Below are 24,347 nucleotides of genomic sequence, written 5' to 3' on the forward strand. Positions count from 1 at the left end.
GCCCCACCGCGTCGTCCTTCCTTCCGCAGCCCACACCCTCTTCGAGGTTACGTCCGCGTCGGTTTCGGCGACATGGCCCATCGGGACCATTCCCGCCGCCGGACCCCCCTCGACTAACCATTTCCCGCTAAGCCCCATCACAATTCGGCCAATTTCGCAGGGTAGGTGGGGTCTGATTGCTAAAGGATGATTTATCGGTCTTTGCGGGGTAACTGGGATGTGGCTGTCAGGAGTGGTACAACCACTCTGAGGTGATCTCCGAGACGGGCCTTCCGGGCATCCGCAACGGCGAAGGAACAGTGTCATCACGTTCGTGAATCAACTTCCCAGAGACGGCCGAAGCCGACGGGAATCCTCTTTCCGGCACCGCCCTGCCGATCATGGCAGACCATGCCAGACCTGTGGCGTAGGCCGCACCGAGCAGAGTCGAGGCGGCCTCCCGGCCGGGCGGGAAAAGCGCGTCGGGCAGGGCGCCGTCGACGGGCCACAGGGTTCTCAGGGGGTGGGCCGAATCGTCAAGGGCTTTGCGCACGGCCCGGCGGAGTTCTTCGTCCAACAGGGGGAAGACATCTGTCACCTCGGCGTCAGCCGCCGTTGACAGGTCACAGGCGAGGAGGCTCGCCGCCGCGACGCGGGGCTCGATCTGCCGCCCGGCGACATAGCCCAGTGCCTCGGTCAGGTCGTAGAAGGTGTGCTGGAAGTGGTCCTTCGGGGCGGTCTCGTGAATGGTCGTACTGGTCAGATGGGGTGGCAACCGGTGCAGCCAATGTCTGGCCAGGTCGGGTTGGCCGTGGTCGAGCCAGGGCTGCCTGAGCAGGGGCTCGATCATCACCGTGAGGGCCTGGGCCCGCGGGCGGAAGCGCGGGTCGTCGCTCAGCACGGTCGCGACCTCGGCCGCCAGCCCGGCCAGGCGCAGCGCCGTCTCGTGGGCCCCGGCCTCAAGCCTCTCCTTGTACGGCCCCAGCACCGTCTCCAGCCGCATCCCCGGCAGCCACCTGACCCAGTCGTCGCCCGGCAGCGGCCTGCCGAGGAACTCGCCGAACATGGTCAGCAGGTGTTCGTTGCCGTCGAAGGCCGGCGCGTAGGCGCACCACATGATCACGGCCCACACCGTCGCGATGGGTGAGGTGACCTCGGGGGCGAACAGGTCTTTGAGCGGGCCGTCGGCGAGCGGGAAGTCGTCGTGGCCCAGCCCCCGGTGGGCGGCCAGGATCGCCCGGATGCGCTCGGTCACCTCGGGGAGCACGTCGGGCCCCACGAACCCCTGCGTCGACCCCCGGTCGGCCGCGAAGTCGGGCCCCTGCGGCACCAGCCACCACGGGATGGCGGGGTTCACCCGGACACACGTCTCGCGCAACCCCGGCTCGGCGGGAGGCGCCGACAGGATCCACTGGCCGTCGGCGTCACGGCGGTACCAGCGCGCGCCCAGCCCGAAGATCCAGCACGAGCCGTCGTGGGCCGCCAGGCCGCCCCGGCGGGCGAGCGCGTCGGCGCGCACCTCCATGCGGTGGAGCGACCACTGAGGGTCGGCCACCATGGCCCGGACATCCTTCTCCACGGCGCTGAAACCGTCCAACTGCACGATGGCCATGCTAGAACACATGAAACTTTCACCCCGGTGAGCTGGATAAATGGCTCTGAGCTGGGGGACTCGCGACACAACCTCTTGGCATGTCCGCTGTTGTTCCACTTCGATGGACTTCGTGACGGAGACCCAGCAGGCCAAAAGCGATGCGGACCAGCCGGAAAACGCTCCCCCGACGACCGGGCGAAGGTGGCTCGCCCAACCCGGCGACCGCACCGCGCTGGGCATCTGGTTCTTCTGGCACGTGGCGACGTACATCTACATGGTCCTGGCCGCCCCCGGCCGGACCGAGGCGCCGCTGCTCGACCGGCTGACGCCCTGGGACGCCGAGAACTTCATCACCATCGCCCAGTTCGGCTACGACGGCTCGCCCGGGATGACCGACGCGCCCAAGCTGGTGGCGTTCTTCCCCGGGCTGCCGTTGCTGCTGCGCGATCTCAACTGGCTCATCCCCAACTACGACCTGCTGATCGTGCTGGTGTCGGTCGTGGGGAGCGCGGTGGTCGCCGTGGCGCTGTCGCGGCTGAGCAACTCGTACAAAGAAGGAACCGGCCCCTGGACGACGCTGGTGTTCTTCCTGTCGCCGTTCGCCGTATTCATGTGGGCGGGCTACTCGGAGGCGCCGTTCCTGGCGCTGGCGATCCCGGCCTGGCTGCTGGCCCGCCAGGGGCGCTGGGAGTGGGCGGCGGTCTGCGCGGCGTTCGCGTCGTCGATCAGGATCTCCGGGCTGTTCCTCGCGCTGGGGCTCGCGGTGATGTTCCTGGTCTCCGAGAAGGGGCTGCGGGCCGACTGGCGGAAACTGCCGTGGCTGGTGGTGCCGGGGCTGCCGGTGCTGGCGTACATGATCTTCCAGTGGACGCGGACCGGCGACCTGATGGCCTGGAAGAACGTCGAGGCCGAATATTGGGGCCGCTACGCCGAGGCGCCCTGGACGGTGCTGGCCAACACGTGGGACCGGTCGCTCCAGGAGCCGGTGCTGGCGACGTCGTACCGGATGGAGATCGCCGCGGCGCTCGTGCTGGTGGCGCTGATCGTCTGGCAGCTCGTGCGGTCGCGGTGGGCGGAGTTCGCCTATTTGTTGCCCCAAGGCGTCGCGCTGCTGGCCATGTCGTCGTTCTACATGTCGGTCGGGCGGGCATCGTTGCTGTGGTGGCCGCTCTACATCGGGATCGGCATCTTGGCGGCCCGCAACCGGTGGGTGCTGATGGCGTATGTGGCGGTGGCGGCACCGGTGATGCTGATCAACGTAGGAAACTTCACCACGGGGGCATGGGTTGGCTGAGGTATTCGCTCTGGACGACGACCTGCCGTCGATCGACCCCACCGCCTGGATCGCGCCCGGCGCGGTCGTGGCCGGGCGGGTGCGCGTCGGCACGCAGGCCAACGTCTGGTACGGCAGCGTGCTGCGGGGAGACGACGAGACGATCGAGGTCGGCGCGCAGTGCAACGTACAGGATCTGTGCTGCCTGCACGCCGACCCGGGTTTTCCCGCGGTCCTGGAGCCGCGGGTGAGCGTCGGGCACCGGGCGGTGGTCCACGGCGCCTACGTCGAGACGGGCGCGCTGGTGGGCATCGGCGCGATCCTGATGAACGGCGCGCACATCGGCGCGGGCACCCTGGTGGCCGCCGGGGCGCTGGTCACGCCGGGGAAGAAGTTCCCGGGCGGCGTCCTGCTCGCGGGCGCGCCCGCCAAGATCATCCGTGATCTCGACGAAGACGACGTCGCCGTCTTCGCCGAGACCCCCGACCGCTACATGGACAAGGCGCGGAGGCACGCCCGAGCCCGGCGCTGGTGACTGGCGCTGGTGACTAGCGGGTGGCGCGGTCGGCCGCGGTGACGAGGTCGGCGGCGGCTTCCGCGTGCGAGACCAGGACCAGGTGGGAGGCGCCCTTGACCTCGGTGGTGTGCGCCCCGGCGCGCTTGGCCATGAACTTCTGGGCCGCGGGCGGGATCGCCTGGTCGGCGCCCGACACGAGGTACCACGACGGGATCTTCTTCCACGCCGCCACCGTGGCCTTGGCGTCGAGCGCGGCGTAGGAGACCGGACGCTGGGTCGCGGCGATCAGGGCGACGTCGCGCGAGGGCAGGTCGGCGGCCGCGGCGGCGCGGAACTTGGCCGGGTCGACGTAGACGTCGGTGCCGCCCGGGTAGTCACGGGTGAGCAGGCTGGTGGGCAGCGTGCTGCCGGGGAACTTGCCGGTGAGGTCGAGCGCCGACTCGCCCACCTCGGGGGCGTACCCGGCGATGTAGACCAGCGCCTTGACGTTGGCGTGGCCACTGGCGGCGGCGCTGATGACCGAGCCGCCGTAAGAGTGGCCGACCAGGATCACCGGGCCCGGCACGGTGGAGATGACGCTCGACACGTACTCGGAGTCGCCCTTGAGGTCGCGGAGGGGGTTGGCGGGCGCGATCACCGGATAGCCGGCCGCCTGGAGCTTGGCGACGACCTTGGTCCAGCTCGACGCGTCGGCGAACGCGCCGTGCACCAGCACGACGGTGGGCTTGGTCCCATGGTGGCTCGTCGTGGCGGAGGCCGGAGTGGACATGGCGGGGACCATCGCGGCGAGCGCGACGGCGGCCAGCAGAAGCCTTTTGGGCATGGTGTTCTCCAAGAAGGAAGACGGGATTTCTGCGGCCTAAGCTAGGAACCGGCGGCCGGGCGCGGCATGCGTCACGTGACTGCGTCACCGACTGCGTTCGGCCGGTTGGACAGGGCCCCGGCCCGAGACGAAAATAGTTACGTATGTCGCAAGACGCGCTTTTCGGCCGTGAGTTCGAGCGGGGACGTCTCGCCGATCTGGTCGACCGTGTCCGCGAAGGCGGCGCGGCGATCCTGGTCCGAGGCGACGCCGGGGTCGGGAAGTCGGCCCTGCTGCTCGACACGGCCGGGGCCGCCGCCGCGCGGGGCGTGCGGATCCTGCGGACGGCCGGGGCGCAGGCCGAGACGCACATGCCGTTCGCCGGTCTCCACCGGCTGCTGCTGCCCCTCCGGGCCGGGTTCGGTGAGCTGCCCGCGCCGCAGCGCGACGCCCTGGGAGCGGCGTTCGGGCTGATCGACGCCCCGACGCCCGACGTCTTCCCCGTCGCCCTGGGCACGCTGAGCCTTCTGAGCGAGGCGCCCGTGCTCCTGCTGGTCGAAGACGCCCACTGGCTCGACCGGCCGAGCGCCGAGGTGCTCGCCTTCGTCGCGCGGCGGCTGGAATCCGAGCCGATCCTGCTGGTGGCCGCGCTCCGCGACGGGTCGCAGAGCCCGCTGGAGGCCGCGGGGCTGCCCGAGCTCGTGCTCGACCGGCTCGACGACGACGCCGCCACCGCCCTGCTGGAGGCCCGCAGCCCCACCCTGACACCGGAGGCCCGCGCGCGAGTGCTCCGGGAGGCGGCGGGCAACCCGCTGGCCCTGGTCGAACTGCCGATCGCCGTGGAGACCCTGCGGCCACAGCCCGGACGGCTCCCGCTGACGACCCGGCTGGAACAGACCTTCACCGCCCGCATGTCGGGGCTGCCCGCCGCCACCAGGACCCTCCTGCTGGTGGTCGCGATCAACGACTCGACCGCGCTGTGCGAGGCGCTCGACGCCACCACGCTGCTCCTCGGCACCGAGGTGACGGCCGACGACCTCGCGCCCGCGGTGGCCGTCCGGCTGGTCGACCTCCACGAGACCGTGGTCTGGTTCCGCCATCCGCTCATGCGCTCGGCGATCCAGCAGGAGGTGCCCAGGTCCCGGCGGCACGCCGCGCACGCCGCCCTTGCCGACGTCCTGGCCGGTCAGCCCGACCGCAGCCGCTGGCACCTGGCGGCCTCGACCAACCGTCCCGACGAGGAGATGGCGGCCGAACTGGAGACGGCGGCCCGCCGCGCCCGGCTGCGGGGAGACCTGCCGTCGGGCGTCGAGGGCCTCGAACGCGCCGCCCGGCTCAGCGAGGACCCCGAACTCCGGCGCGAACGCCTGGTCCGCGCGGCCGAATGGGGAGCGGAGGCGGGCCGCCGCGACCTCTCCTCCCGGCTGGTGACCGAGGCCGAGCCCTGGACGCTGTCGCTCCGGCAGCGCGCCCGAGTCGTGTGGATCCGCGAGAGCTTCGAAGAGGACGTCCGCGACGACGTCGCGGCGGTGCGCTCCCTGGTCGACCTCGCCGAGGCCGTGGCGAAGGAGGGCGAGCTCGAACTGGCGTTGAAGCTGCTGTCGAGCGCGTCCCTGCGGTGCTTCTGGACCGGCGTCGACGCCGGGACGCGGGACCTCGTCGTCGCCGCGGCCGAGCGCCTGCCCGCCGACGAGGACGACGGGTGGCTGCTGTCGATCCTGGCGTACGCCGCCCCGATCGAGCGCGGCCGGGTGGTGCTCGACCGGCTCCGGCGGCTGGCCGCCGACCGGCCCGAGGGCTGGCGGGCGGCCCGGCTGCTCGGCAGTTCGGCGCTGATGGTGGGGGCCTTCGACCTGTCGGAGGACTTCTGCGCCCTGTCGCTGCCGCGGCTCCGCGTGCAGGGCCGGCTCAGCCACCTGTGCCGCGACCTCGGGGCGCAGGCGTGGAGCGCCGCCCGGCTGGCCGATCTCGGCGTGGCGATGTCCGCCGCCGAGGAGGCCGCGAGGCTGGCCCAGGAGACGTCGCTGCCGCTGATGCACGCCATGGCCCACGCCTCGGGCGCCGTGGTGGCCGCGCTCCGGGGGAACCCCGACCGGATGGAGGGCCTCGCCTCGGTGGCCGAGCAGGCGGCCCTGCCCATCGGGGCGCGTCCGGTGCTGGCCACCGTCCAGCACGCGCGCGGGCTCGCCGCCCTCGGGGAGGGGCGCTACTCCGACGCGTACGACCACCTGCGCCGCGTGCACGACCCCGCCGACCCCGCCTTCCACCCGGCCCTGCGCTGCTTCAGCGTGGCCGAGCTCGCCGACGCCGCGACCCACTGCGGCCAGGGCCCCGCGATCGCCGGGATCGTGGCGGAGATGGAAGAGGTGGCCCTCCTCACCCCGTCGCCCGCCCTGCACGCCGACCTGCGCTACACCAGGGCCGTGCTGGCCGACGAGACCGCCGCCGAGTCGCTCTTCACCGCCGCGCTCGACGCCGACCTGCGGCGGCTGCCCTTCGTCCGGGCGCGGGTGCAGCTGGCCTACGGTGAGTGGCTGCGCCGCCAGCGGCGCACGGCCGAATCACGGGCGCCGCTGCGCACGGCCAGGGAGACCTTCGACGCGCTCGGCGTCATCCCGTGGAGCGAGCGGGCCTGGCAGGAACTACGCGCCTCCGGCGAGAGCGGCCGCCGCCCCACCGGCGACGCCCGCGACGTCCTCACCGCCCAGGAGCTCCAGATCGCCCGGATGGCGGCCGAGGGCATGACCAACCGGGAGATCGGCGAGAAGCTCTTCATGTCCCACCGGACCGTCGGTTCGCACCTCTACCGGATCTTCCCCAAACTGGAGATCACCTCGCGCTCGGCACTGGCCGCCGCCCTGGGCCTGTAGACAGGAAGACATGGATCTGAACCTGAAAGACCAGGTCGCCGTGGTGACCGGCGCGAGCAGGGGCATCGGCCTGGCCATCACCCGGACACTCGTCCAAGAGGGTGTACGTGTGATCGCCGGCGCCCGGCACCGCACACCCGAACTGGCGGAACTGAGCGGCGTCGAGGTGGTCGAGGCCGACCTGTCCACCCCGGCGGGCCCCGCCGACCTCGTCGCCGCCGCGCACGGCCGCATCGACATCCTGGTCAATAACGTCGGCGCGGTCACACCTCGCCTGACCGGCTTCCTGGACGTCACCGACGACCAGTGGCTCCAATCGCTGAACCTCAACCTGATGGCCGCGATCCGCACCACCCGCGCCGCGCTGCCCTCGATGATCGAGGCCGGACACGGCTCCATCGTGACGGTGAGCTCGGTCAACGCCTTCCTGCCCGACCAGCTGGTGATCGACTACAGCGCCGCCAAAGCCGCCCTGACGAACTTCTCCAAGGCCCTGTCCAAGGAGGTCGGCGCCCACGGCATCCGGGTGAACACCGTCAGCCCCGGCCCGGTCACCACCGACCTGTGGCTCGGTGAGAAGGGCATGGCCGCCACCGTCGGCCAGGCCAAGGGGGCCGACCCGGGCGGCGTGGCCGAAAGCGTCGCGGCCCAGGCCGAGACCGGCCGGTTCACCCATCCGCAGGAGGTGGCCGACCTGGTGGTGTTCCTGGCGAGCGACCGGGCCGGAAACGTCACGGGCACCGATTTCGTCATCGACGGAGGCCTCACCAAGACGCTGTGATGGTCACTATCCACCGGTATGGATCTTGTGCGCCCGAATGTCACACAATTGTCCCTTGATGTTCGCGCGGTCCCGCTCGGGCCAGGCGTGGGACCGCCGTGGACCGTGGTGACGAGCCAAGACGCGAGCTTGGACCGTCTCCGCTCGGCGTGTCCAAATAACAGGGTTCGGGTTGCGGCGGCGGCCTGATAGCAGGAAAGTCGTGTCTTGATACGTCTTCCCGCCATCTCCCCCAAGGCTCTTCATGACGAACCAGACTGACAGTTTCCCCGACCTCATGAGCGACGACTCGTTCGAAGTCGTCATGCGTGGATACAGCCGCCGTCAGGTGCACGACTACATGATCCGTACCCGGAACCAGATTCGTGATCTTGAGGAGCGTCTGGCACGTACCATCGACCAAGCCGAGCAGAGCCGGCTGGAGCTCGCCGAGGCCCGCCGGAAACTGACTGAGGCTCCGCAGAGCCCCGACGAGCTGGGGGAGCGGCTCAGCCAGATCCTCAAGCTCGCCCACGAAGAGGCGCGGGCCAACAAGGAGGCCTCGGAGAGCGCGGCGTCGCAGACCCGCGACATGGCGGCGAGCGAGGCCGACCGTGTGGTGACCACGGCGCGGGAGCAGGCCGACTCGATCAGGGCGGCGGCGCAGGAGGAGGCCGAGCGGCGCATCCACGACGCCACCTCGTCGGCGGAGCGCCTGCTGGCGCAGGCCGGGGCCGAGGCCGAGGAGAAGGTGGCCACCGCCAACGCCGAGGCCGAGGAGACGGTGCGGGACGCGCGGGCCGAGGCCGACCGGCGGGTCACCGCCGCGACGCTGGAGTCGGAACGGCTGGTCGCCGAGGCGAACGCCGCCTCCGACCAGACCTTGACTTCGGCCAAGCAGCGTGCGGGACTCCTTGACGAGCACACCGGGCGGCGCGTGGTCTATCTGACCGACACCCACACCGAGGTGATGCGCCGCCTCAACGAGATCGGCGCCGTGCTGGGCGATCTGCTGCACCGCGAGCAGGCCGCCGGTGCGCTGATCGACGAGGCGTCGGTGCTGCCGCCGGCTCCCTCGATCGACGAGGAGATCCCGGTCGTACGCGTCCAGGAAGAGGAAGAGGAGGTTCCGGCGCCGGCCGCGCGGCCGGCAGCCGCGCCTTCCCCGGCCGCCGCCGGACCCGATGTGCAGGACCAGGCCGCCGCGGAGGATGACTCCGACGACGAGCACGTGATCGTCGATCGTGATCCGGCCGTCGCTGCCGCGCCGGTGGATCTGCGACGCGGGCTGCCTCCGATGGATGCCCGCGGCGCGTAGTGGAGGAGATGGGCCCGCCAATGGGGTGGCGGCGGGCCCATCACCGTTCGTGGAGCGGGGACGGCTGCCGGTCGTACCCGCCGTGAAGCCCCGGCCGACGACGTTGGCGGCCGGTGTGGTGCCCCGTGAGAGCGCCCTTTATTTGGCTGGCACCAGTGGAAAGCGCCCCCACGGGGGTCTGTGTATGAGAAAGCGGAAGCCTCCGCCCCCGATAGGGTCGGAGGCTTCCGCGCTTCGGTGGGTCATGGTTCCGCAGAGTTGGCACGTTCCTCTTGGTCGCGTAACAACTGGCGTAACCCGTCGGGCTCGTCGGCGTCGATGGTCATCGCGCAGCCGACGTCCCGTTGCGCGGACGTCAGCGGATGGTGCCGGGTAGCCCACCACCGTCCCGCGTCACTCCGCCAGATAGTCCATTCCGGATACTCGCGTGCTATCTCGGCAAGATGCCGGTCAAAGGACATCTGCCCACCTTTCCCTCGCCGAGCCGCCCCGGGTGTACCCCGATCTCCTTGACGTCTCCCTCTCAAGGTGCGGGACATCTCTAGAGAAGACAAGATCCTGGGAGGACAGGTCCACCTATCGTCCGATTTTTCAAGTTGAACTACGCATCGAAGTCGTACTGGAGTACATACGACGCGGCGTCGAGTGTCATCTCGTTCAGCTCAACCGGTATGCCTCCCGATGTGTACGCCGTGCGCACGACCACGATGATCGGGTTGCCCGGGGGGAGATGGAGGAGTTCGGCCTCCTGGGGCTGGGGCATCCGTGCGCGCAGTTCCTCGGTGAAGTGGGCCGGGAGGTAGCCGAGGTCGCCCAGGCGGGCGTAGACGCCGCCGGGGCCCGTGTCGGGCAGCGTGATGGCGGTCCCCTCCACCAGGTCGGCGGGGAAGTGGGAGACGGCCAGTTGGACGGGCCTGCCGTCCACGTTGTAGCGCCTTCGCCGGATCCAGACCTCGTCGGCGTCGAGGACGCGCCCGATGTCCTCGCTCGCCGGCAACCGTTCGATGTGGACCTCGTCGACGGTGTAGGCCCTGCCTCGGGTGTCGGAATCCCAGATCGCACGTCCTTGCCCCCACTGTTCGCGGGACAGTCGTCGTGACCCATGCCGTCTGATGGGTCGAAAAAGCCTCACATAGACCCCCGAACCTCGCCGCGGAACAGCCAGGCCCTCATTGATCAAGACGGCCAGCGCCTGCCGTGCGGTCGCACGCGCTATGCCGTACTCGGTCATGAGGGCGTTTTCGCCCGGTAGCCGCTCCCCATCACGGAGTTCGCCGGACAGGATCTGCGCGCGCAGCCGGTCGGCGATACGCCGGTAGATGGGGGGCTCGTGATGCACCGGGGACTCAGTCACGTTTGATCACCCTCTGTCACCAACGGGGGGTTAGCGTCTCCAGAGAACTTGCCCCGTCTTGTCCACGATCGCACAGCGAGAATGGTTGGTCCCGAGCCGAATTTGAGCGAATCGTGCCCCTGTGGCGATCTTCAGCGGTTTGTGCAGCCCGTTACCATGGAACGGTGCAAGCCGGTATTCACCCGGACCACCAACGCTGTGTCATGGCCGCAGCCAGGACCGCACCCGTCGTGTTGAGCAGGATGTCATCGACCGACGACACACGGTGGAGCTCCAGGCCGTACTGAAGTAACTCGACGGTAAGAGATCCGGCCGCCGCGACGGCTGCGACGATCTTCAAACGAGCCAACTTTTGAGACCTGAGGGGCAAAAGCGCCCCCAGTGCGGCGAACACCAGAAGGTTGCCTCCCACCTGCACGAACGCCGTCGAGGCCGGGCCGGTCACTACCTGTGCAAGATCGTGAAACGGGACCAGACCGACCGCCCGGCCAGGAGTCGAAGGGTCACCCGGAGTGAGGATCATCCAGATCCAGGGCGCCGTTCCGATCACGATGAAGACGTCCACGTACGCCGTCCGCGCAGGTTCCGGGTGGTTGGAACGCTCCCGCGCCCGAGTGAGCAGGTGAGCGACACCCCATCCCACGGGAATGGTCAAGAGGGTGGCGATGACGACATGTCCCCATAGAGCCCACGCCAGCAACATGACTGTGTCCTTTTTGGCATCCATCGGGCCCGTTGTTCCGGACAGCCCATGGCACTTGCGGTCAGGTCCTAAAGCGACAAAGAACTTAGCCGTAAACAGTCACCAGAAGGTGGCCCAATGGGAAGCCAGCCATTGGTGACGCATTGGGCTGCCGAGTCAGGATATTTCTGGAGATGATGTCTCGCATGAGCATCACCCGCGCCGGCTGCGCCGCACTCGACTCCGCCGACCCGCTTCGTGGTTTCCGTGCGGAGTTCGTCCTGCCGGAGAACGTGGTCTACATGCTCGGCAACTCCCTCGGCGCGCTGCCGCGGCGCACGGCCGAGGCCGTCGCCCACACGGTGACCACCGAGTGGGGGCGTGACCTGGGCCAGAGCTGGAACACCGCCGGGTGGTGGAATCTCCCCGAGGTGATCGGCGACCGGCTCGCCCAGCTGATCGGCGCGGCCCCCGGCACGGTGCTCTGCGGGGAGTCGACCTCGGTCTCGATCTTCAAAGTGATGTCGGCCGCCGTCCGGCTGCGTCCGGGCCGCCGGACCGTTGTGGTGGAGTCGGAGGGCTTTCCGACCGATCGGTACGCCGTTCAGGGGCTCGCGGCGGGCTTCGACCTGAACGTGCGTGATTTCGGTCCCGGCTCCTCGCTCGCCGAGAACCTCGATGACGACGTCGCGGTGGTCCTGCTGTCGCACGTCGACTACCGGACCGGCGCGCTGCGCGACATGGCCGCCGACACGGCGCTCGTGCAGGCCGCAGGGGCGCTCGCGGTCTGGGACCTGTGCCACAGCGCGGGGGCGCTGCCCGTCGAGGTGGGCTCGATCGACTTCGCGGTCGGGTGCACGTACAAATATCTGAACGGCGGGCCCGGGGCGCCGGCCTATCTCTACTGCGCGCCCGCTCACCTGGCCGAGGCCGAGCCGGTGCTGCGCGGCTGGCACGGCCACGCCGCGCCGTTCGCCTTCGAGCCCGACTACCGTCCCGCCGACGGGATCCGCCGGTTCGCCGTGGGCACCCCGCCGATCCTGTCGCTGACCGCGCTGGGCGCTTCGCTGGACCTGTGGCAGAAGGTCGACATCCGCTCGGTGCGGGCCAAGAGCGTCGCGCTGACCGAGCTGTTCATCGAGCTGACCGAGCACCTCGGCCTCGAACTCGCCACCCCGCGCGACCCGGTCGGACGCGGCAGCCAGGTCAGCTTCCGGCACGAGAACGGCTATCCGATCATGCGCGCCATGATCGAGCACGGCGTGCACGGGGACTTCCGCGCACCCGACATCATGCGGTTCGGGTTCACCCCGCTCTACCTGCGCTACGTCGATGTGTACGACGCCGCCGACACCCTCGCCGAGATCATCGGCAAGGGCATCTGGCGGGACGAGCGGTTTCAGCGCCGGGTGACGGTCACTTAGATTTCGCCTTGTCCGCGACGATCTCGGCGGCCAGCGCGACGCACTCGGCGCAGATCCGGCCACCCTCGCCGTAGACCATGTGCAGGTGTGGGTTCGGTGGCTTGCGGCAGAACGAGCAGGCCGCCGCGCGCCGGACCTTGCGGGCCGTGAACGGGTGGGTGAAGTTGCGGGTGAAGCGCTTACGGGCGGCCTGCTTCGACACGCCGAGGCGGTCACCGATGGCCGTCCAGGAGGTGCCCGCGGCGCGGGCGTCGCGGACCGCCAGATCGATCAGGGCGTCGGCGTCGCGGGTCAGCTCCTGGCTCAGCTCGTTGGCTGCGGCCAGGGTGTCCAGCGGGTCAGAGGGGTTGGCCGCGCGTTTGCGTGCGCGGGCGAGTAACTCTGATGGCTCCATGTCGACAACTTTAGGTTGTCATCTGGGTCAGAGCAACTTACCGAGCCGTTTCGGCGCGACGAGCCGGTAACTCTCCTCGACCCAGTCCTGGAGGACGTCGAACTCGGGCAGGTCGGTCTCGAACGGCACGGTCACCCAGCCCGCGCGGCCCAGGCCGTAGCGGCTCGGGGCGGCGCCGGGCACGCTCAGCGCGTGGCCGTGGGAGGTGACGAGCTTGACCCCGAAGCTCGTGCTCCGCTCGGGGGAGCCGAGGAACAGGAAGATCTTCTTGTTGACCTTGACGACGGCGTCGCCCTCCCAGGGGAAGTCCTCGAACGCCTCGGGCAGGCTGAGGGCGAACTCGCGCAGGGCGGCTCTACTCATGTGCTACTCACCGGTAACTTAGGCTGGTGGGCTCAGGTTCGCCCTCTGCTGGGCCTCCAGGATTGCCCCATGACCAAGCCCGTGCCAAACAAGACCACGTCCGCCTACTTCGCCCAGTCCGTCATCTCGTTCGGCCTGGCGCTCGGTGCCCTCACCCTCGGTGTCGCCTACCTGCCCGTGGATCCCTGGATCCGGTCGTTCTTCGCCGTCGGCGTCTTCTACCTGGTGACCGCGTCGTTCACGCTGGCCAAGGTGATCCGCGACCGGCAGGAGGAGACGGCCGTGGTGGCCCGGGTCGACCAGGCGAGACTCGACCGGCTCCTCGCCGAGCATGATCCCTATCAGAACTAGACATACTTGCTTTGGGCGCCGAGGACGTGCACCGGCTCGCCCGTCTTGACCAGGTTGTAGACGATCTTCGAGGTGTGAATCGGAATCCGGATGCATCCGTGTGAGGCCGGATATTTCGGGACCTCCGAGGATCCGTGCATGGCGATGCCGCCGTTGAAGTAGATCGAGTTGAACATCGTGCCGAGCGGGCTCGTCGTCCAGCCCGGAGCGCGCGTCCCCGCCGAGAAGGTGCCCGCGGGGGTGCGGGCGAACCCGCAGTGGCCGTTGTCGCAGTACGACCGGTTGGCGCCGGTCGAGATGTGCGTGGTGAGATCGGCCCTGCCGTCCCGCCAGATGGTGAGCAGCTGGCGCCTGACGTCGATCTCCACCCGGTTGGTGAGCTTGGGGCGGACCAGCGGCTTGATCCGGCGCGGATGGCGTAGCGCGCGCATGGTGTCCTGGTCGATGCGGTTGGTCATGCGCAGGCCGTTGACCTTCTGGAAGGCCCAGACGGCGTAGCGCGTGGTCTCGCCGTAGCGGCCGTCGTCCCGGCCGGAGTCGAAGCCCAGCATCCGCAGCCGCTGCTTCATCGCCCGGATCTGGTGGCTCTTCTCCCCGAACTTCATGACCTCGGGGCGGCGGTGCTCGCGGCGGTGGTGGCTCGCCTGCTGGGCGTGGTGGGTGTTCCCGTTCCCCGAGTGCGCGTCGCCGTGGTGGCCGTTTCCAGAGTGCGTGTTGCCCGGATGCGTGTTGCCGTGGTGGCCGTTCCCACGAGAGGCGTTGCCTTGGTGGGCATTTCCGGCATATTCGGCGCGGGCGTCGTGATGCCGCGTGTGTGCGCCTTGGCGGCCCTGATGCGAGTCCTCGTGATGCCGGGCGTGGCCGCCGGGATGCGACTCCTCGTGGCGGTGATGTGAGGTCGGCCGGTCGTTGCGCGGGCCGGCGTACCGGAAATGGACGTTACGGCGGTCGCCGCCGTTGATCGTGCGCGCGCGGCTCACCGCCGGGCGCGCCGGGGCGATGACCGCTCGGCGTGCTTGAACCGTGGCCGCCCGGCGTGCTTCGGTGGTGGCCGTTCGCTGGTGCACGGCCGTCGGGGTGCGCGTCGCAGTGGGGCGCCGGTCCCGTGTGGTGTGGTCACGGTGCACGGTCGGGCGCCCGTGCTGCTTGTTCTCCTGTACGTGCTTGTGGTGCCGGTCCTTCACGGCGTGTCGGCCGTGTTCTCTATCCGCCGAGTCGGCGAAGGCCGCCGATCCGGTGATCAACGCCAGCCCGAATCCGAGGCTGACGACCATATATGTCCGCATGGGGGCGAAATTCCCAGGATGATCACCGGACAGACCGGACTTAGGCGATCTTGGCGGAAAGATGATCCTTTAGTAGGCGAGTGCCTTTGTCTTCGCGCCCGGTGCCAGCATCGTCTCCTGGAACTTCGGGAACGCGACCGTGCGCGGGTCGCCGTCACTGGTGTAGCGCTCGCCCGGGTTGTCCTTCAGCCAGTCGAGCCAGCCGGTCGAGCAGAACTTCGTGCAGTCGCCCTTCTTGTCCATCGAGCGGATCCGCGGGATGCCCAGCGGGTCGAACGCGCTGCTGAACGGCGACTGCGCCGGCATGTAGCCCGCCAGGAACACGCCGGAGTAGCTGTAGTTCACTCCCTTCTCGGAGCCCTTGAGCGCCCACTCCTTGGTCTTCGGCTGGTTGCCGTAGGGGAGCGCGAGGGTCACGACCGGGCCACCGTTGAGGTCGGTGATCAGCTTGTGGCCCGCGGTGACCTCGTCGAGCACGATCTGCTTCGACTTGCCCATCAGGTTGGTGTGGTCTTTCGTGTGGTTGCCGAGCTCGAAGCCGCGCTGCTTCATCCAGGCGATGATCTGCGCCTGCTCGGCCTTGCTGCTCTTGCCGAACATGTCGCGGGTCACGTAGAAGGTGCCCACGGGCCGGAAGCCCGGGTGCTTCGCGCCCGCCTCCAGCAGGATCGCCGCCGCCGTGTCCTTCGCGGGCGTGCCGCTCCCGTCGAGGGTGACCTGCGACGGTGACGAGTCGTCGAAGGTCAGCACGACCGGGTGCTTCCCGGCCGGGATGTCGATCTTCCCTGTCACGTATTCGGCCGCCGTGACCGGCACGTAGCCTTCCTTGGCCAGCCGGTCGAGCTCGGTGCGGAACTGCTTGGGTGTGCGGTCGTCCTGGGTGGCCGGGTTCTCGATGATGCGGTGATACATCAGGACCGGGATCTGGCCCAGTTCGTTGGCCTTGACCGCCTTGGCGTTGGCCGCGCTCACGGGCTTGATCGCCGCCGGTTTGACCTCGACCGTCGTCGCGGCCTTCTGCTCCTGGTTGGCGCCACATGCCACACACCCGGCCAGCACGATCAATCCGACAGCTACCGCGGCTCTCATCTGTTAGCCCCTCCGGTTCGTCACGTCATTGACACGGAGAGTGATCCCCTTTGGTGAGGACAAAGAGGGCTAAGAAATTTTAAAGTTCGCGTACAGGGCGAAATGTGGCATTCGGGATGCCGGCGGTGAGGGGGCGAAGCGTCACCGGCCGGCATCCCGTCCGCCATCGCCGAGACGCCACCGGCCATGCCCCTGACCTCTGGCGGCGATCTCACGATGACGTGGTGATCCGCTCCTCTCCGGAGTAGACGTTCATGGACCGGCCACGGACGAACCCGAGCAGGGTCAACCCGGATTCGGCGGCGAGCTCCACCGCCAAGCTTGACGGCGCGGACACCGCCGCCAGCACCGGAACGCCCGCCATGACGGCCTTCTGGACGAGTTCGAACGAGGCCCTGCCCGACACCATGAGCGCCGTTTGCCGAAGGGGCAGCCGGTGGTCTCTCAGGGCCCATCCGACGAGCTTGTCGACCGCGTTGTGCCGCCCGACGTCCTCTCTGACGCAGAGGGCCTGACCGGCCGGGGTGAACAGCCCGGCGGCGTGCAGGCCGCCCGTGCGGTCGAACACCTTCTGGGCGGTGCGTAGGCGTTCGGGCAGCTCGGCGATGACCTCTTCGGAGAACGTGACGTCGTCGGGGGCGACGTCCCAGCGGGCGACCGTCCGGACGGCGTCGAGCGAGGCCTTGCCGCACACCCCGCACGACGAGGTCGTGTAGAAGTTGCGCTCCAGCGAGGTGACCGGCAGGGTCACGCCCGTCGTGAGCCGCACGTCGAGCACGTTGTAGGTGTTCTGGCCGTTCTCCAGCGCGCCCGCGCAGTAGCGGATCGCCTCGATGTCGCCCGCCTTGCCGATCACGCCCTCGCTGACGAGGAACCCGGCGGCGAGGTCGAAGTCGTCGCCGGGGGTCCGCATCGTGATGGTGAGCGGCTTGCCGTTGAGCCGGATCTCCAGCGGTTCTTCCGCGGCCAGCGAGTCGACCCGATGACTCGGCCCGGTCTCCCGCAGGCGCAGAATCCGCCGCTGAACCGTCACCCTGCCCATGGCGTGGGCCTCAGGTCGAGGGAGATCCGGGCCGGACGGCCGGCCCGTGGAAGGCCGGACGGCATCGTGGGCACCCGGATCGGCCGCGCCGAGCGGCGGTCGGCCTGTGCCGGTGCCCGCCTCACCCCACCGGCCGCGATCCGCAGTGTCCGGACAGCGCGCCGGGGCTGGTCAGCCATCGGAGGCCACGTTCTGGACGTGCTGGAAACCGAACCTTCCCTTGATGCACAGGTTGCCGTGGGTCACCGGGTTGTCGTGGGGCGAGGTGACCTTGACGATCTTGTTGTCCTGGACGTGGAGGGTCAGGTTGCAGCCGACCCCGCAGTAGCTGCAGATCGTCGTGGTCTGGGTCTGCGACTCCTGGTCCCAGCTGCCGTCGGCGCGCATGTCGAACTCGTTCTTGAACGACAGCGCGCCGGTCGGGCAGACCTCCACGCAGTTGCCGCAGAACACGCAGGCCGAGTCGGTCAGCGGGGCGTCGAACTCGGTGGAGATCGTGGCGTCGAAGCCGCGCCCCGCCACCGAGATGGCGAAGGAGTTCTGCCACTGCTCGCCGCACGCGTCGACGCACTTGTAGCAGAGGATGCACTTGCTGTAGTCGCGTACGTAGAGGTCGTTGTCGACCTTCGCGGGCTCGGCCACCGTCGCGGCGTCGTCGCCGAAGCGGGCCGGGTCGGCGCCGTATTCGGCCATCCACTCGGCCGCGCGCGGTGTGGTCGACAGGTCGACCGAGGAGCCGAGCAGCTCCAGGACCACCTTGCGGCTGTGCTTTGCCCGGTCGGAGTCGGTCTTCACGACCATGCCCGCCTCGGCCTTGCGGGAGCACGCCGGGGCGAGGGTGCGGGCGCCCTCGACCTCGACGACGCAGACCCGGCAGGCGTTCTTCGGGTTGAGGGTGTCGCCGTAACAGAGGGTCGGGATGTCTTTTCCGGCCGACGCGCAGGCGTCGAGCAGGGTGTCGCCCTCGGGGACGCGCATCGCCTCGCCGTCGACGGTGATCTCGATGAGCCGCCGGGGCGGACGCAGGGGGACGCTCATGAGCTCTCCTTAACCGTGTCTTTGGTGGCGAAGACACCGAGACGGTCGATGGCCGACTCGACGGCGTTCCAGGCGGTCTGGCCCAGGCCGCAGATCGAGGCGTCGCGCATGGCCTGGCCGACCTCGCGCAGCAGCACCAGATCGCCCTCGTCGCGCCGCTTGGAGAGCCGGTGGAGGGCCTCCTCCTGGCGGACCGTGCCGACCCGGCAGGGCACGCACTGGCCGCACGACTCGTCGCGGAAGAACTCGGCGATGCGCAGCAGCACCCCCGGCAGCTCGACCGTGTCGTTGAGCACCAGCACGACCCCCGAGCCGAGCGTGGCCCCGGCGGCGCGGGTGCCCTCGAACGTCAGCGGGATGTCGAGCTCGTCGGCCCGGACGAACGCCCCCGCCGCGCCGCCCAGCAGCACCGCCCGCAGCTCACCGGTCGCGCCACCGGCGAGCTCCAGCAGATCGCGCAGCGTGGCGCCGAACGGGAGCTCGTAGATGCCCGGCCGCTCGACCGTGCCCGACACGCAGAACAGCTTGGTGCCCGTCGACGAGGAGGTGCCGACGGCGGCGTAGGCGGCGGCGCCCATCTCGAGGATGTGCGGCACGTTGACCAGGGTCTCGACGTTGTTGACGACCGTGGGCTTGCCGAACAGGCCCTTCTCCACCGGGAACGGGGGCTTGGTGCGGGGCTCGCCCCGGAAACCCTCGATCGAGTTGAAGATCGCGGTCTCCTCGCCGCAGATGTAGGCCCCGGCGCCCCGCCGGATCTCGATGTCGAACGAGAACCCCTGGCCGAGGATGTCGTCGCCCAGCAGCCCGCGCGACTTCGCGACCTCGATGGCGTTCTCGAGCCGCCGCACCGCGCGGGGGTATTCGCCCCGGATGTAGAGGTAGCCGAGGGCGCAGCCGTTGGCGTAGCCCGCGATGGTCATGGCCTCGATCAGGGCGAACGGGTCGCCCTCCATGACGACCCGGTCTTTGAAGGTGCCCGGCTCGCTCTCGTCGGCGTTGCAGACGAGATAGTGGGGACGGTCGAGCTGGCGGGCCGTCGCCTCCCACTTGCGGCCCGTGGGGAAGGCGGCGCCGCCCCGGCCGACGAGACCCGACTCCAGGACCTCGCGGATGACGCCGGAGGGGCCGAGCTCGAAGGCCCGGCGCAGCCCGGTGTAGCCACCGGTGGCCCGGTAGTCGTCGAGACTCAGGGGATCGACGACCCCGATGCGCTTCAGCAGGACCAGAGACGCTCCGGGCCCGTCACCGGCCTCGGCCGGGGACTCGTCGGGTGACTCGGAGGCCGGGGAGAGCCCGGTCTGGGGCACTGCGGCCTCGACCGGGGGCTCCTCGGTGATGTCGGGCCACGCCTGACCCGCCGAACAGGGCGCGTAGACCGCCGCCGACGGGGGATCGCCCGCCTCCAGAGCCAGAGCGGCCGGGGCCCGCTCGCACAGACCGAGGCAGGGGCTCGGCTGCCACGAGACGCCGGGCGGGCCGAAGCGCTCCTCGACGTCTTTACGGACCGCCTCGGCGCCCACGGCCGCGCAGGCCAGGTCGGTGCAGACGTGGAGCATGCGCGGCTGGCGGGGCTTGACCGAGAAGAGCGAGTAGAACGTGGCCACCGAGTAGGCCTCGGCGGGCGGGATGGTCAGGCGCCGGCAGATGTAGTCGAGCGCGCCCTCGCTGATCCAGCCCACCCGGTCGTTGACCGCGTGGAGGGCGGGGAGCAGCAGGTCGCGCCGGTCACGCGCCACCCGGGGGGCCTGGGTGGCGAAGCGCAGGTCGAACTCGGTGCGGTCGCCGCCGTCCCATGCGGACGACGGCGCTCCGAGGAGCGCGTCGACTGCGGCGCGCTCCTCGGCGGTCGGTTCGGCGTCGCGGAACCGAAGATCCATGTGCCGGTCACCCTGCTTTCGCGGGTACGAGACGGTCGATGCGCACGGCGGCGGCCTTGAACTCAGCGGTCCCGGCGATCGGGCAGGTCGCCTCGATCGTCAGGGCGTTGGTGTCGACCTCGTCGGGGAAGTGCATCGTCATGAACACCAGGCCCGGACGCAGGGCCGGGTCGATCCAGACGGGGGCCACGACGGTGCCCCGCCGCGAACTGATGCGGACCTCCTCACCGGCGCCGACCCCGAGCTGCTCCGCGTCTTCCGGGGAGAGCTCGATGGTCTCGCCGCGCCGCAGCGGGGAGGCGAAGCCGGAGCTCTGCACCCCCGTGTTGTAGGAGTCGAGGCGGCGGCCGGTGGTGAGGCGGAACGGATATTCGTCGGACAGCAGGTCGACCGGCGGCGAGTGGCGCAGGATGGCGAACGGCGCCGCCTTGCCGCGCTTCTCGGGGTCGGTCTCCCACAGCCGGGCGTGGAGGTAGGACGGTTCGAAGCCGTCGAGCGAGGGACAGGGCCACTGGATGCCCTGGTTCTCCGCCAGCCGGTCGTAGGTCATGCCGTAGTGGGCGGGGGAGACGGCGCGCAGTTCGTTCCAGACCTGCTCGGAGGTCTCGTAGGCCCAGTCGTGGCCCATGCGGCGGGCCAGCTCGCACAGGATCCAGATGTCGTCGCGGGCCTCACCCGGCGGCACCAGCGCGGCGCGCACCCGCTGGACGCGGCGCTCGCTGTTGGTGAACGTGCCGTCGGACTCGCACCAGGCCGCCCCGGCGGGCAGCACGACGTCGGCCATCTGGGCCGTCTTGGTCAGGAAGATGTCTTGTACGACGAGGTGGTCGAGCATGCTGAGCCGCTTGATGCAGCTCAGCGAGTCGGCCTCGGACTGGACCGGGTTCTCGCCGATCAGGTAGCAGGTGGTGACCTCGCCCTCGGCCATGCCCTCGAGCATCTCGGTGAGGTTCAGGCCGTAGCGGGGCTGGATCGGCACCTGCCACGCCGATTCGAAACGGGCCCGGATCGCGGGGTCGAGGATGTCCTGGAACCCGGGGAGACGGTTGGGGATGGCGCCCATGTCGCCGCCGCCCTGCACGTTGTTCTGGCCGCGCAGCGGCGACAGGCCCGAGCCGTAGCGGCCGACGTGGCCGGTCAGCAGGGACAGGTTGATGAGGGCGCGCACGTTGTCGGTGGCGTTGTGGTGCTCGGTGATGCCGAGGGTCCACACCATCTGCGCGCGGTCGGCGCGGGCGTAGGCGTGGGCCATCTCGCGGATGGCCTCGGCGGGCACGCCGGTGACCTGCTCGGCCGCGGAGAGCGTCCACGGTTCGACGCTGGCGGCGTATTCGGCGAAGCCCTCGGTGGCGCGCTCGATGAACGTGGTGTTGTGGAGCCCGGCGTGGATGATCTCGCGCGCCACGGCCGCGGCGAGCGGGATGTCGGTGCCCACGTTGAGGCCCAGCCACCGATCGGCCCACTGGGCGGTGCCGGTCCGGCGGGGGTCGACGGCGAACATCCGGGCGCCCTTGCGGATGCCCTTGAGGACGTGCTGGAAGAAGATCGGGTGGGCGTTGCGGGCCGCCGAGCCCCACATGAGGATGACGTCGGCGTCTTCGACCTCCTGGTAGGAGGAGGTGCCGCCGCCGCTGCCGAACACGGCGGACAGGCCCGCCACACTCGGCGCGTGGCAGGTGCGGTTGCACGAGTCGACGTTGTTGGTGCCGATGACCACACGGGTGAACTTCTGACCTATGTAGTTCATCTCGTTGGTCGACCGGGCGCACGACAACATGGCGAAGGCGTCGGGCCCGTGGGCCGCCACGTTGCGCCGGAACCCCTCGGCCGCGCGGTCGAGCGCCTCTTCCCAGGTCGCCCGTCGTAACACGCCGTCTTCCCGCACCAGGGGATGGGTCAGACGGTCGTAGTGTTCGGCCTTCCTTTTCTTCATCACCCTCACCTGTCCTTTAGGCAGATTCCAGGGCGCGAGCCACGGCCGTCCTTCGGCCGTCCGCGCCTCGCTATATTCTGTATGCAGACTACGGTATGCCCGCTCATGCGGCGCCAACAAGCCGGGTCTGGGTGTCGAGCAGGTCGGTGACGGCGTGGATGGCCCGGAGGGTGGGCACCGGGGTGCCGGTCAGGTCGGCCAGTTCGACCACCGCCGCGAGCAGCACGTCGAGTTCGAGGGGCTTGCCCTTCTCCAGATCCTGGAGCGTGGAGGTCTTGTGCTCGCCGGCCTTCTCGGCCCCGGCGAGCCGCCGCTCGATCGAGATGTGGGGGTTGCAGCCGACCGCCTGGGCGACCGCGACCGTCTCTTCCATCATGGTCCGTACGAGCTCGCGGGCGCCGTCGTGGCGGCAGATGCCCGCCATCGTGGCCCGCGCGAGCGCGCTGATCGGGTTGAAGGCGACGTTGCCCATCAGCTTGACCCAGATGTCCTGGCGCAGATCGGCCTCGACCGGGCATTTGAGGTCGCCCGCGACCATGGCGTTGCCGAACTCGACGCACCGGGCGGTCAGTTCGCCGCTGGGCTCGCCGATGGAGAACCGGGTTCCTTCGAGGTGGCGGATCACGCCGGGGGCCTCGATCTCGGTGGCGGCGTAGACGACGCAGCCGATGGCGCGCTCCAGGGGGAGCGCCTCGGTCACCGAGCCGCCGGGGTCGACGCTCTCGATGCGGTAGCCGTCGTAGGGGCCGCCGAGGCGGTGGAAATACCACCACGGGATGCCGTTCTGGGCGGCGATGAGGCTGGTGGTGTCGTGGAGCATCGGCGCGATCATCTGACCGGCCGCGGCGTAGGAGTTGGCTTTCAGGCCGAGGAAGACGTGGTCGACCGGGCCGACCTCGCGGGGATCGTCGGTGACGTGTGGGTGGGCGGTGAAGTCACCGCGTGGGCTGAGCACGCGCACGCCTGACTCACGCATGGCCGCGAGGTGTTGCCCGCGGGCGATGAGATGGACCTCGACGCCGGCGCGATGCAGGGCGGCCCCCACATACGCGCCGATGGCGCCGGCGCCAAGAACAGCGACCTTCACACTAGCTCCGTTCTCGCGTCGACAGTGCATTCGGTATACGGTATGGCAGCAGTGTCGTCAAGGAGGTCGACCCATGACCGTGCTCTCCCACGCCCCGCCCGATCACGGCGCCGAGCCGAGCGAAAGGCCCGGAGAAAGGCCCGCCGCCGGGCACTCCGACCTGCCCTGGGATCGGGCCCGCCGCCTCGCGGCGGCGGCCTCGTTGCCCCTGCCCGAGGCCGAGGTGCCCCTGTCCGACGCCTGTGGCCGGCGGCTGGCCGCGCCGCTCCGCGCGCTCGTGGCGCTGCCGGGCACCGACGTCTCGGCGATGGACGGCTACGCGGTCGGCGGCCCCGGCCCGTGGCTCGTCGTCGGCAACGTGCTCGCCGGAGGCGCCCCGTTCCCCCGGCGGCCCGGTCCGGGCGAGGCCGTGGAGATCGCCACCGGGGCTCCCGTGCCCGCAGGGACCGTCTGCGTGGTGCCGTACGAACAGGTGGAACACGCCGGGCTGTTGATCAGCGGTCACTGTGAGCCGGGCCGCCACATCAGGCGGCGGGGGGAGAACGTGTCCGAGGGCACGGTCGTGCTGACCTCGGGAACCACGGTCACGCCCGCCGTGCTCGGGCTGGCCGCCGGGCTCGGCCACGACACCCTGTGGGTCAGGCCGCGGCCCGTCGTGTCGGTGCTGGTCACCGGCGACGAGGTGGTGGACGCGGGGGTGCCGGGGCCGGGCCTCGTGCGCGACGCCGTGGGGCCGATGCTGCCCTCACTGATCGCCTCGGCCGACGGGAGGGCGCTGCCGGTGCGGCACCTGCCCGACGGCGCCGAGGTGCTGGAAACCGCCATCCGTGAGTCGGGGGCCGACGTCGTCGTGGTCTGCGGCGCGTCGTCGAAGGGTCCGGCCGACCACCTGCGCGGGGTGCTCGGCCGGCTCGGCGCGGCGGTCCTCGTCGACGGCGTGGCGGTCAGGCCCGGCCACCCGCAGGCCCTCGCCCGGTTGCCGGGTGGGCGGCTGGTGGTCGGGCTGCCCGGCAATCCCTTCGCCGCGCTGGCGGCGGCACTCACGCTCCTGGTGCCGGTGCTGCGCGCGCTCAACGGGCGGCCCGAGCCCGAAGGCGAGCTCAGCGCCCTCACCGGGGCGGTGCGCGGTCACCCGCGCGACACCCGCCTGGTGCCGGTCTGGAGATCGGCCCGCGGCGCCATCCCCGTGGGCCATGACCAGCCCGGATCACTGCGCGGAGCGGCGATGGCCGACGCCCTGGCGGTCGTTCCGCCCGGCTGGGCGGGCGAGCCGGTCGAGTTGCTGGCCCTCCCGGGCCAGTAACCAGTTCG

21 protein-coding genes are annotated in these 24,347 nt (G+C 70.1%); 8 read left to right on the forward strand and 13 right to left on the reverse strand.

All coding sequences use genetic code 11. From position 1 onward, the window contains the following. Positions 1-226 precede the first annotated feature (226 nt). Positions 227-1,591: a hypothetical protein gene (locus tag ACYQ78_RS38665; RefSeq protein WP_459805971.1), complete on the reverse strand. Its 1,365-nt coding sequence runs from the start codon at positions 1,589-1,591 to the stop codon at positions 227-229. Between the two features lie 112 nt (positions 1,592-1,703). Between ACYQ78_RS38665 and ACYQ78_RS38670 the strand changes: the two genes are divergently transcribed. Beyond that, complete coding sequence (locus tag ACYQ78_RS38670; protein ID WP_459805972.1) at positions 1,704-2,867, forward strand: mannosyltransferase family protein; 1,164 nt, start codon at positions 1,704-1,706, stop codon at positions 2,865-2,867. Further along, positions 2,860-3,381, forward strand: a complete 522-nt coding sequence (locus tag ACYQ78_RS38675; RefSeq protein WP_459805973.1) for a gamma carbonic anhydrase family protein — start codon at positions 2,860-2,862, stop codon at positions 3,379-3,381. The genes ACYQ78_RS38670 and ACYQ78_RS38675 overlap by 8 nt, the downstream gene beginning before the upstream one ends. 13 nt (positions 3,382-3,394) lie before the next feature. Here the strand turns inward: ACYQ78_RS38675 and ACYQ78_RS38680 are convergent, their stop codons facing one another. Beyond that, positions 3,395-4,186 (reverse strand): alpha/beta fold hydrolase, encoded by a 792-nt coding sequence (locus tag ACYQ78_RS38680; protein WP_459805974.1) that lies wholly within the window; start codon positions 4,184-4,186, stop codon positions 3,395-3,397. Positions 4,187-4,329: 143 nt separating this feature from the next. Here ACYQ78_RS38680 and ACYQ78_RS38685 point away from each other — a divergent pair, with 143 nt between their 5' ends. From ACYQ78_RS38685 to ACYQ78_RS38695, 3 genes are all read left to right on the forward strand, one after another. Further along, positions 4,330-7,035, forward strand: coding sequence for a helix-turn-helix transcriptional regulator (locus ACYQ78_RS38685; RefSeq protein ID WP_459805975.1), 2,706 nt, complete (start codon positions 4,330-4,332; stop codon positions 7,033-7,035). Between the two features lie 10 nt (positions 7,036-7,045). Continuing rightward, complete coding sequence (locus ACYQ78_RS38690; protein ID WP_459805976.1) at positions 7,046-7,816, forward strand: oxidoreductase; 771 nt, start codon at positions 7,046-7,048, stop codon at positions 7,814-7,816. A gap of 244 nt (positions 7,817-8,060) precedes the next feature. Further along, positions 8,061-9,113, forward strand: coding sequence for a hypothetical protein (locus ACYQ78_RS38695; protein ID WP_459805977.1), 1,053 nt, complete (start codon positions 8,061-8,063; stop codon positions 9,111-9,113). 601 nt (positions 9,114-9,714) lie between these two features. Here the strand turns inward: ACYQ78_RS38695 and ACYQ78_RS38700 are convergent. Together ACYQ78_RS38700 and ACYQ78_RS38705 are read right to left on the reverse strand one after the other, a co-directional pair. Next, positions 9,715-10,467: a GntR family transcriptional regulator gene (locus ACYQ78_RS38700; protein WP_061291274.1), complete on the reverse strand. Its 753-nt coding sequence runs from the start codon at positions 10,465-10,467 to the stop codon at positions 9,715-9,717. Between the two features lie 178 nt (positions 10,468-10,645). After that, positions 10,646-11,032 (reverse strand): VanZ family protein, encoded by a 387-nt coding sequence (locus ACYQ78_RS38705; protein WP_459805978.1) that lies wholly within the window; start codon positions 11,030-11,032, stop codon positions 10,646-10,648. A gap of 323 nt (positions 11,033-11,355) precedes the next feature. On the opposite strand from ACYQ78_RS38705, the gene kynU reads away from it, so the two are divergent. Continuing rightward, entirely contained in the window at positions 11,356-12,573 is a 1,218-nt protein-coding gene (gene kynU, locus ACYQ78_RS38710) for a kynureninase (protein ID WP_459805979.1), read from the forward strand. Here kynU and ACYQ78_RS38715 read toward each other — a convergent pair. Then, positions 12,566-12,967, reverse strand: coding sequence for a ClpX C4-type zinc finger protein (locus tag ACYQ78_RS38715; RefSeq protein ID WP_459805980.1), 402 nt, complete (start codon positions 12,965-12,967; stop codon positions 12,566-12,568). The genes kynU and ACYQ78_RS38715 overlap by 8 nt on opposite strands. 27 nt (positions 12,968-12,994) lie before the next feature. Continuing rightward, complete coding sequence (locus tag ACYQ78_RS38720) at positions 12,995-13,330, reverse strand: MmcQ/YjbR family DNA-binding protein (RefSeq protein WP_459805981.1); 336 nt, start codon at positions 13,328-13,330, stop codon at positions 12,995-12,997. 69 nt (positions 13,331-13,399) lie between these two features. On the opposite strand from ACYQ78_RS38720, the gene ACYQ78_RS38725 reads away from it, so the two are divergent. Then, positions 13,400-13,681 (forward strand): YiaA/YiaB family inner membrane protein, encoded by a 282-nt coding sequence (locus tag ACYQ78_RS38725; protein ID WP_459805982.1) that lies wholly within the window; start codon positions 13,400-13,402, stop codon positions 13,679-13,681. Here the strand turns inward: ACYQ78_RS38725 and ACYQ78_RS38730 are convergent. From ACYQ78_RS38730 to ACYQ78_RS38760, 7 genes are all read right to left on the reverse strand, one after another. Further along, positions 13,678-14,967: a L,D-transpeptidase family protein gene (locus tag ACYQ78_RS38730; RefSeq protein ID WP_459805983.1), complete on the reverse strand. Its 1,290-nt coding sequence runs from the start codon at positions 14,965-14,967 to the stop codon at positions 13,678-13,680. The genes ACYQ78_RS38725 and ACYQ78_RS38730 overlap by 4 nt on opposite strands. A gap of 69 nt (positions 14,968-15,036) precedes the next feature. Further along, a complete protein-coding gene (locus ACYQ78_RS38735; protein WP_459805984.1) occupies positions 15,037-16,056 on the reverse strand; it encodes a polysaccharide deacetylase family protein in 1,020 nt (339 codons plus the stop codon). A gap of 211 nt (positions 16,057-16,267) precedes the next feature. Next, a complete protein-coding gene (gene fdhD / locus ACYQ78_RS38740; protein ID WP_459805985.1) occupies positions 16,268-17,098 on the reverse strand; it encodes a formate dehydrogenase accessory sulfurtransferase FdhD in 831 nt (276 codons plus the stop codon). 171 nt (positions 17,099-17,269) lie between these two features. Continuing rightward, positions 17,270-18,136 carry a 2Fe-2S iron-sulfur cluster-binding protein gene (locus ACYQ78_RS38745; RefSeq protein WP_459805986.1) on the reverse strand — a complete coding sequence of 289 codons (867 nt, stop codon included), beginning with the start codon at positions 18,134-18,136 and terminating at the stop codon, positions 17,270-17,272. After that, entirely contained in the window at positions 18,133-20,016 is a 1,884-nt protein-coding gene (locus tag ACYQ78_RS38750; protein WP_459805987.1) for an NAD(P)H-dependent oxidoreductase subunit E, read from the reverse strand. The genes ACYQ78_RS38745 and ACYQ78_RS38750 overlap by 4 nt, the downstream gene beginning before the upstream one ends. Positions 20,017-20,023: 7 nt before the next feature. After that, positions 20,024-21,949, reverse strand: a complete 1,926-nt coding sequence (locus ACYQ78_RS38755) for a molybdopterin oxidoreductase family protein (protein WP_459805988.1) — start codon at positions 21,947-21,949, stop codon at positions 20,024-20,026. A gap of 103 nt (positions 21,950-22,052) precedes the next feature. Continuing rightward, a complete protein-coding gene (locus tag ACYQ78_RS38760) occupies positions 22,053-23,036 on the reverse strand; it encodes a 2-dehydropantoate 2-reductase (RefSeq protein ID WP_459805989.1) in 984 nt (327 codons plus the stop codon). A gap of 73 nt (positions 23,037-23,109) precedes the next feature. Between ACYQ78_RS38760 and ACYQ78_RS38765 the strand changes: the two genes are divergently transcribed. Next, entirely contained in the window at positions 23,110-24,339 is a 1,230-nt protein-coding gene (locus tag ACYQ78_RS38765; RefSeq protein WP_459805990.1) for a molybdopterin molybdotransferase MoeA, read from the forward strand. The last annotated feature ends 8 nt before the right edge of the window (positions 24,340-24,347 follow it).

The organism is Herbidospora sp. RD11066, assembly GCF_054661255.1.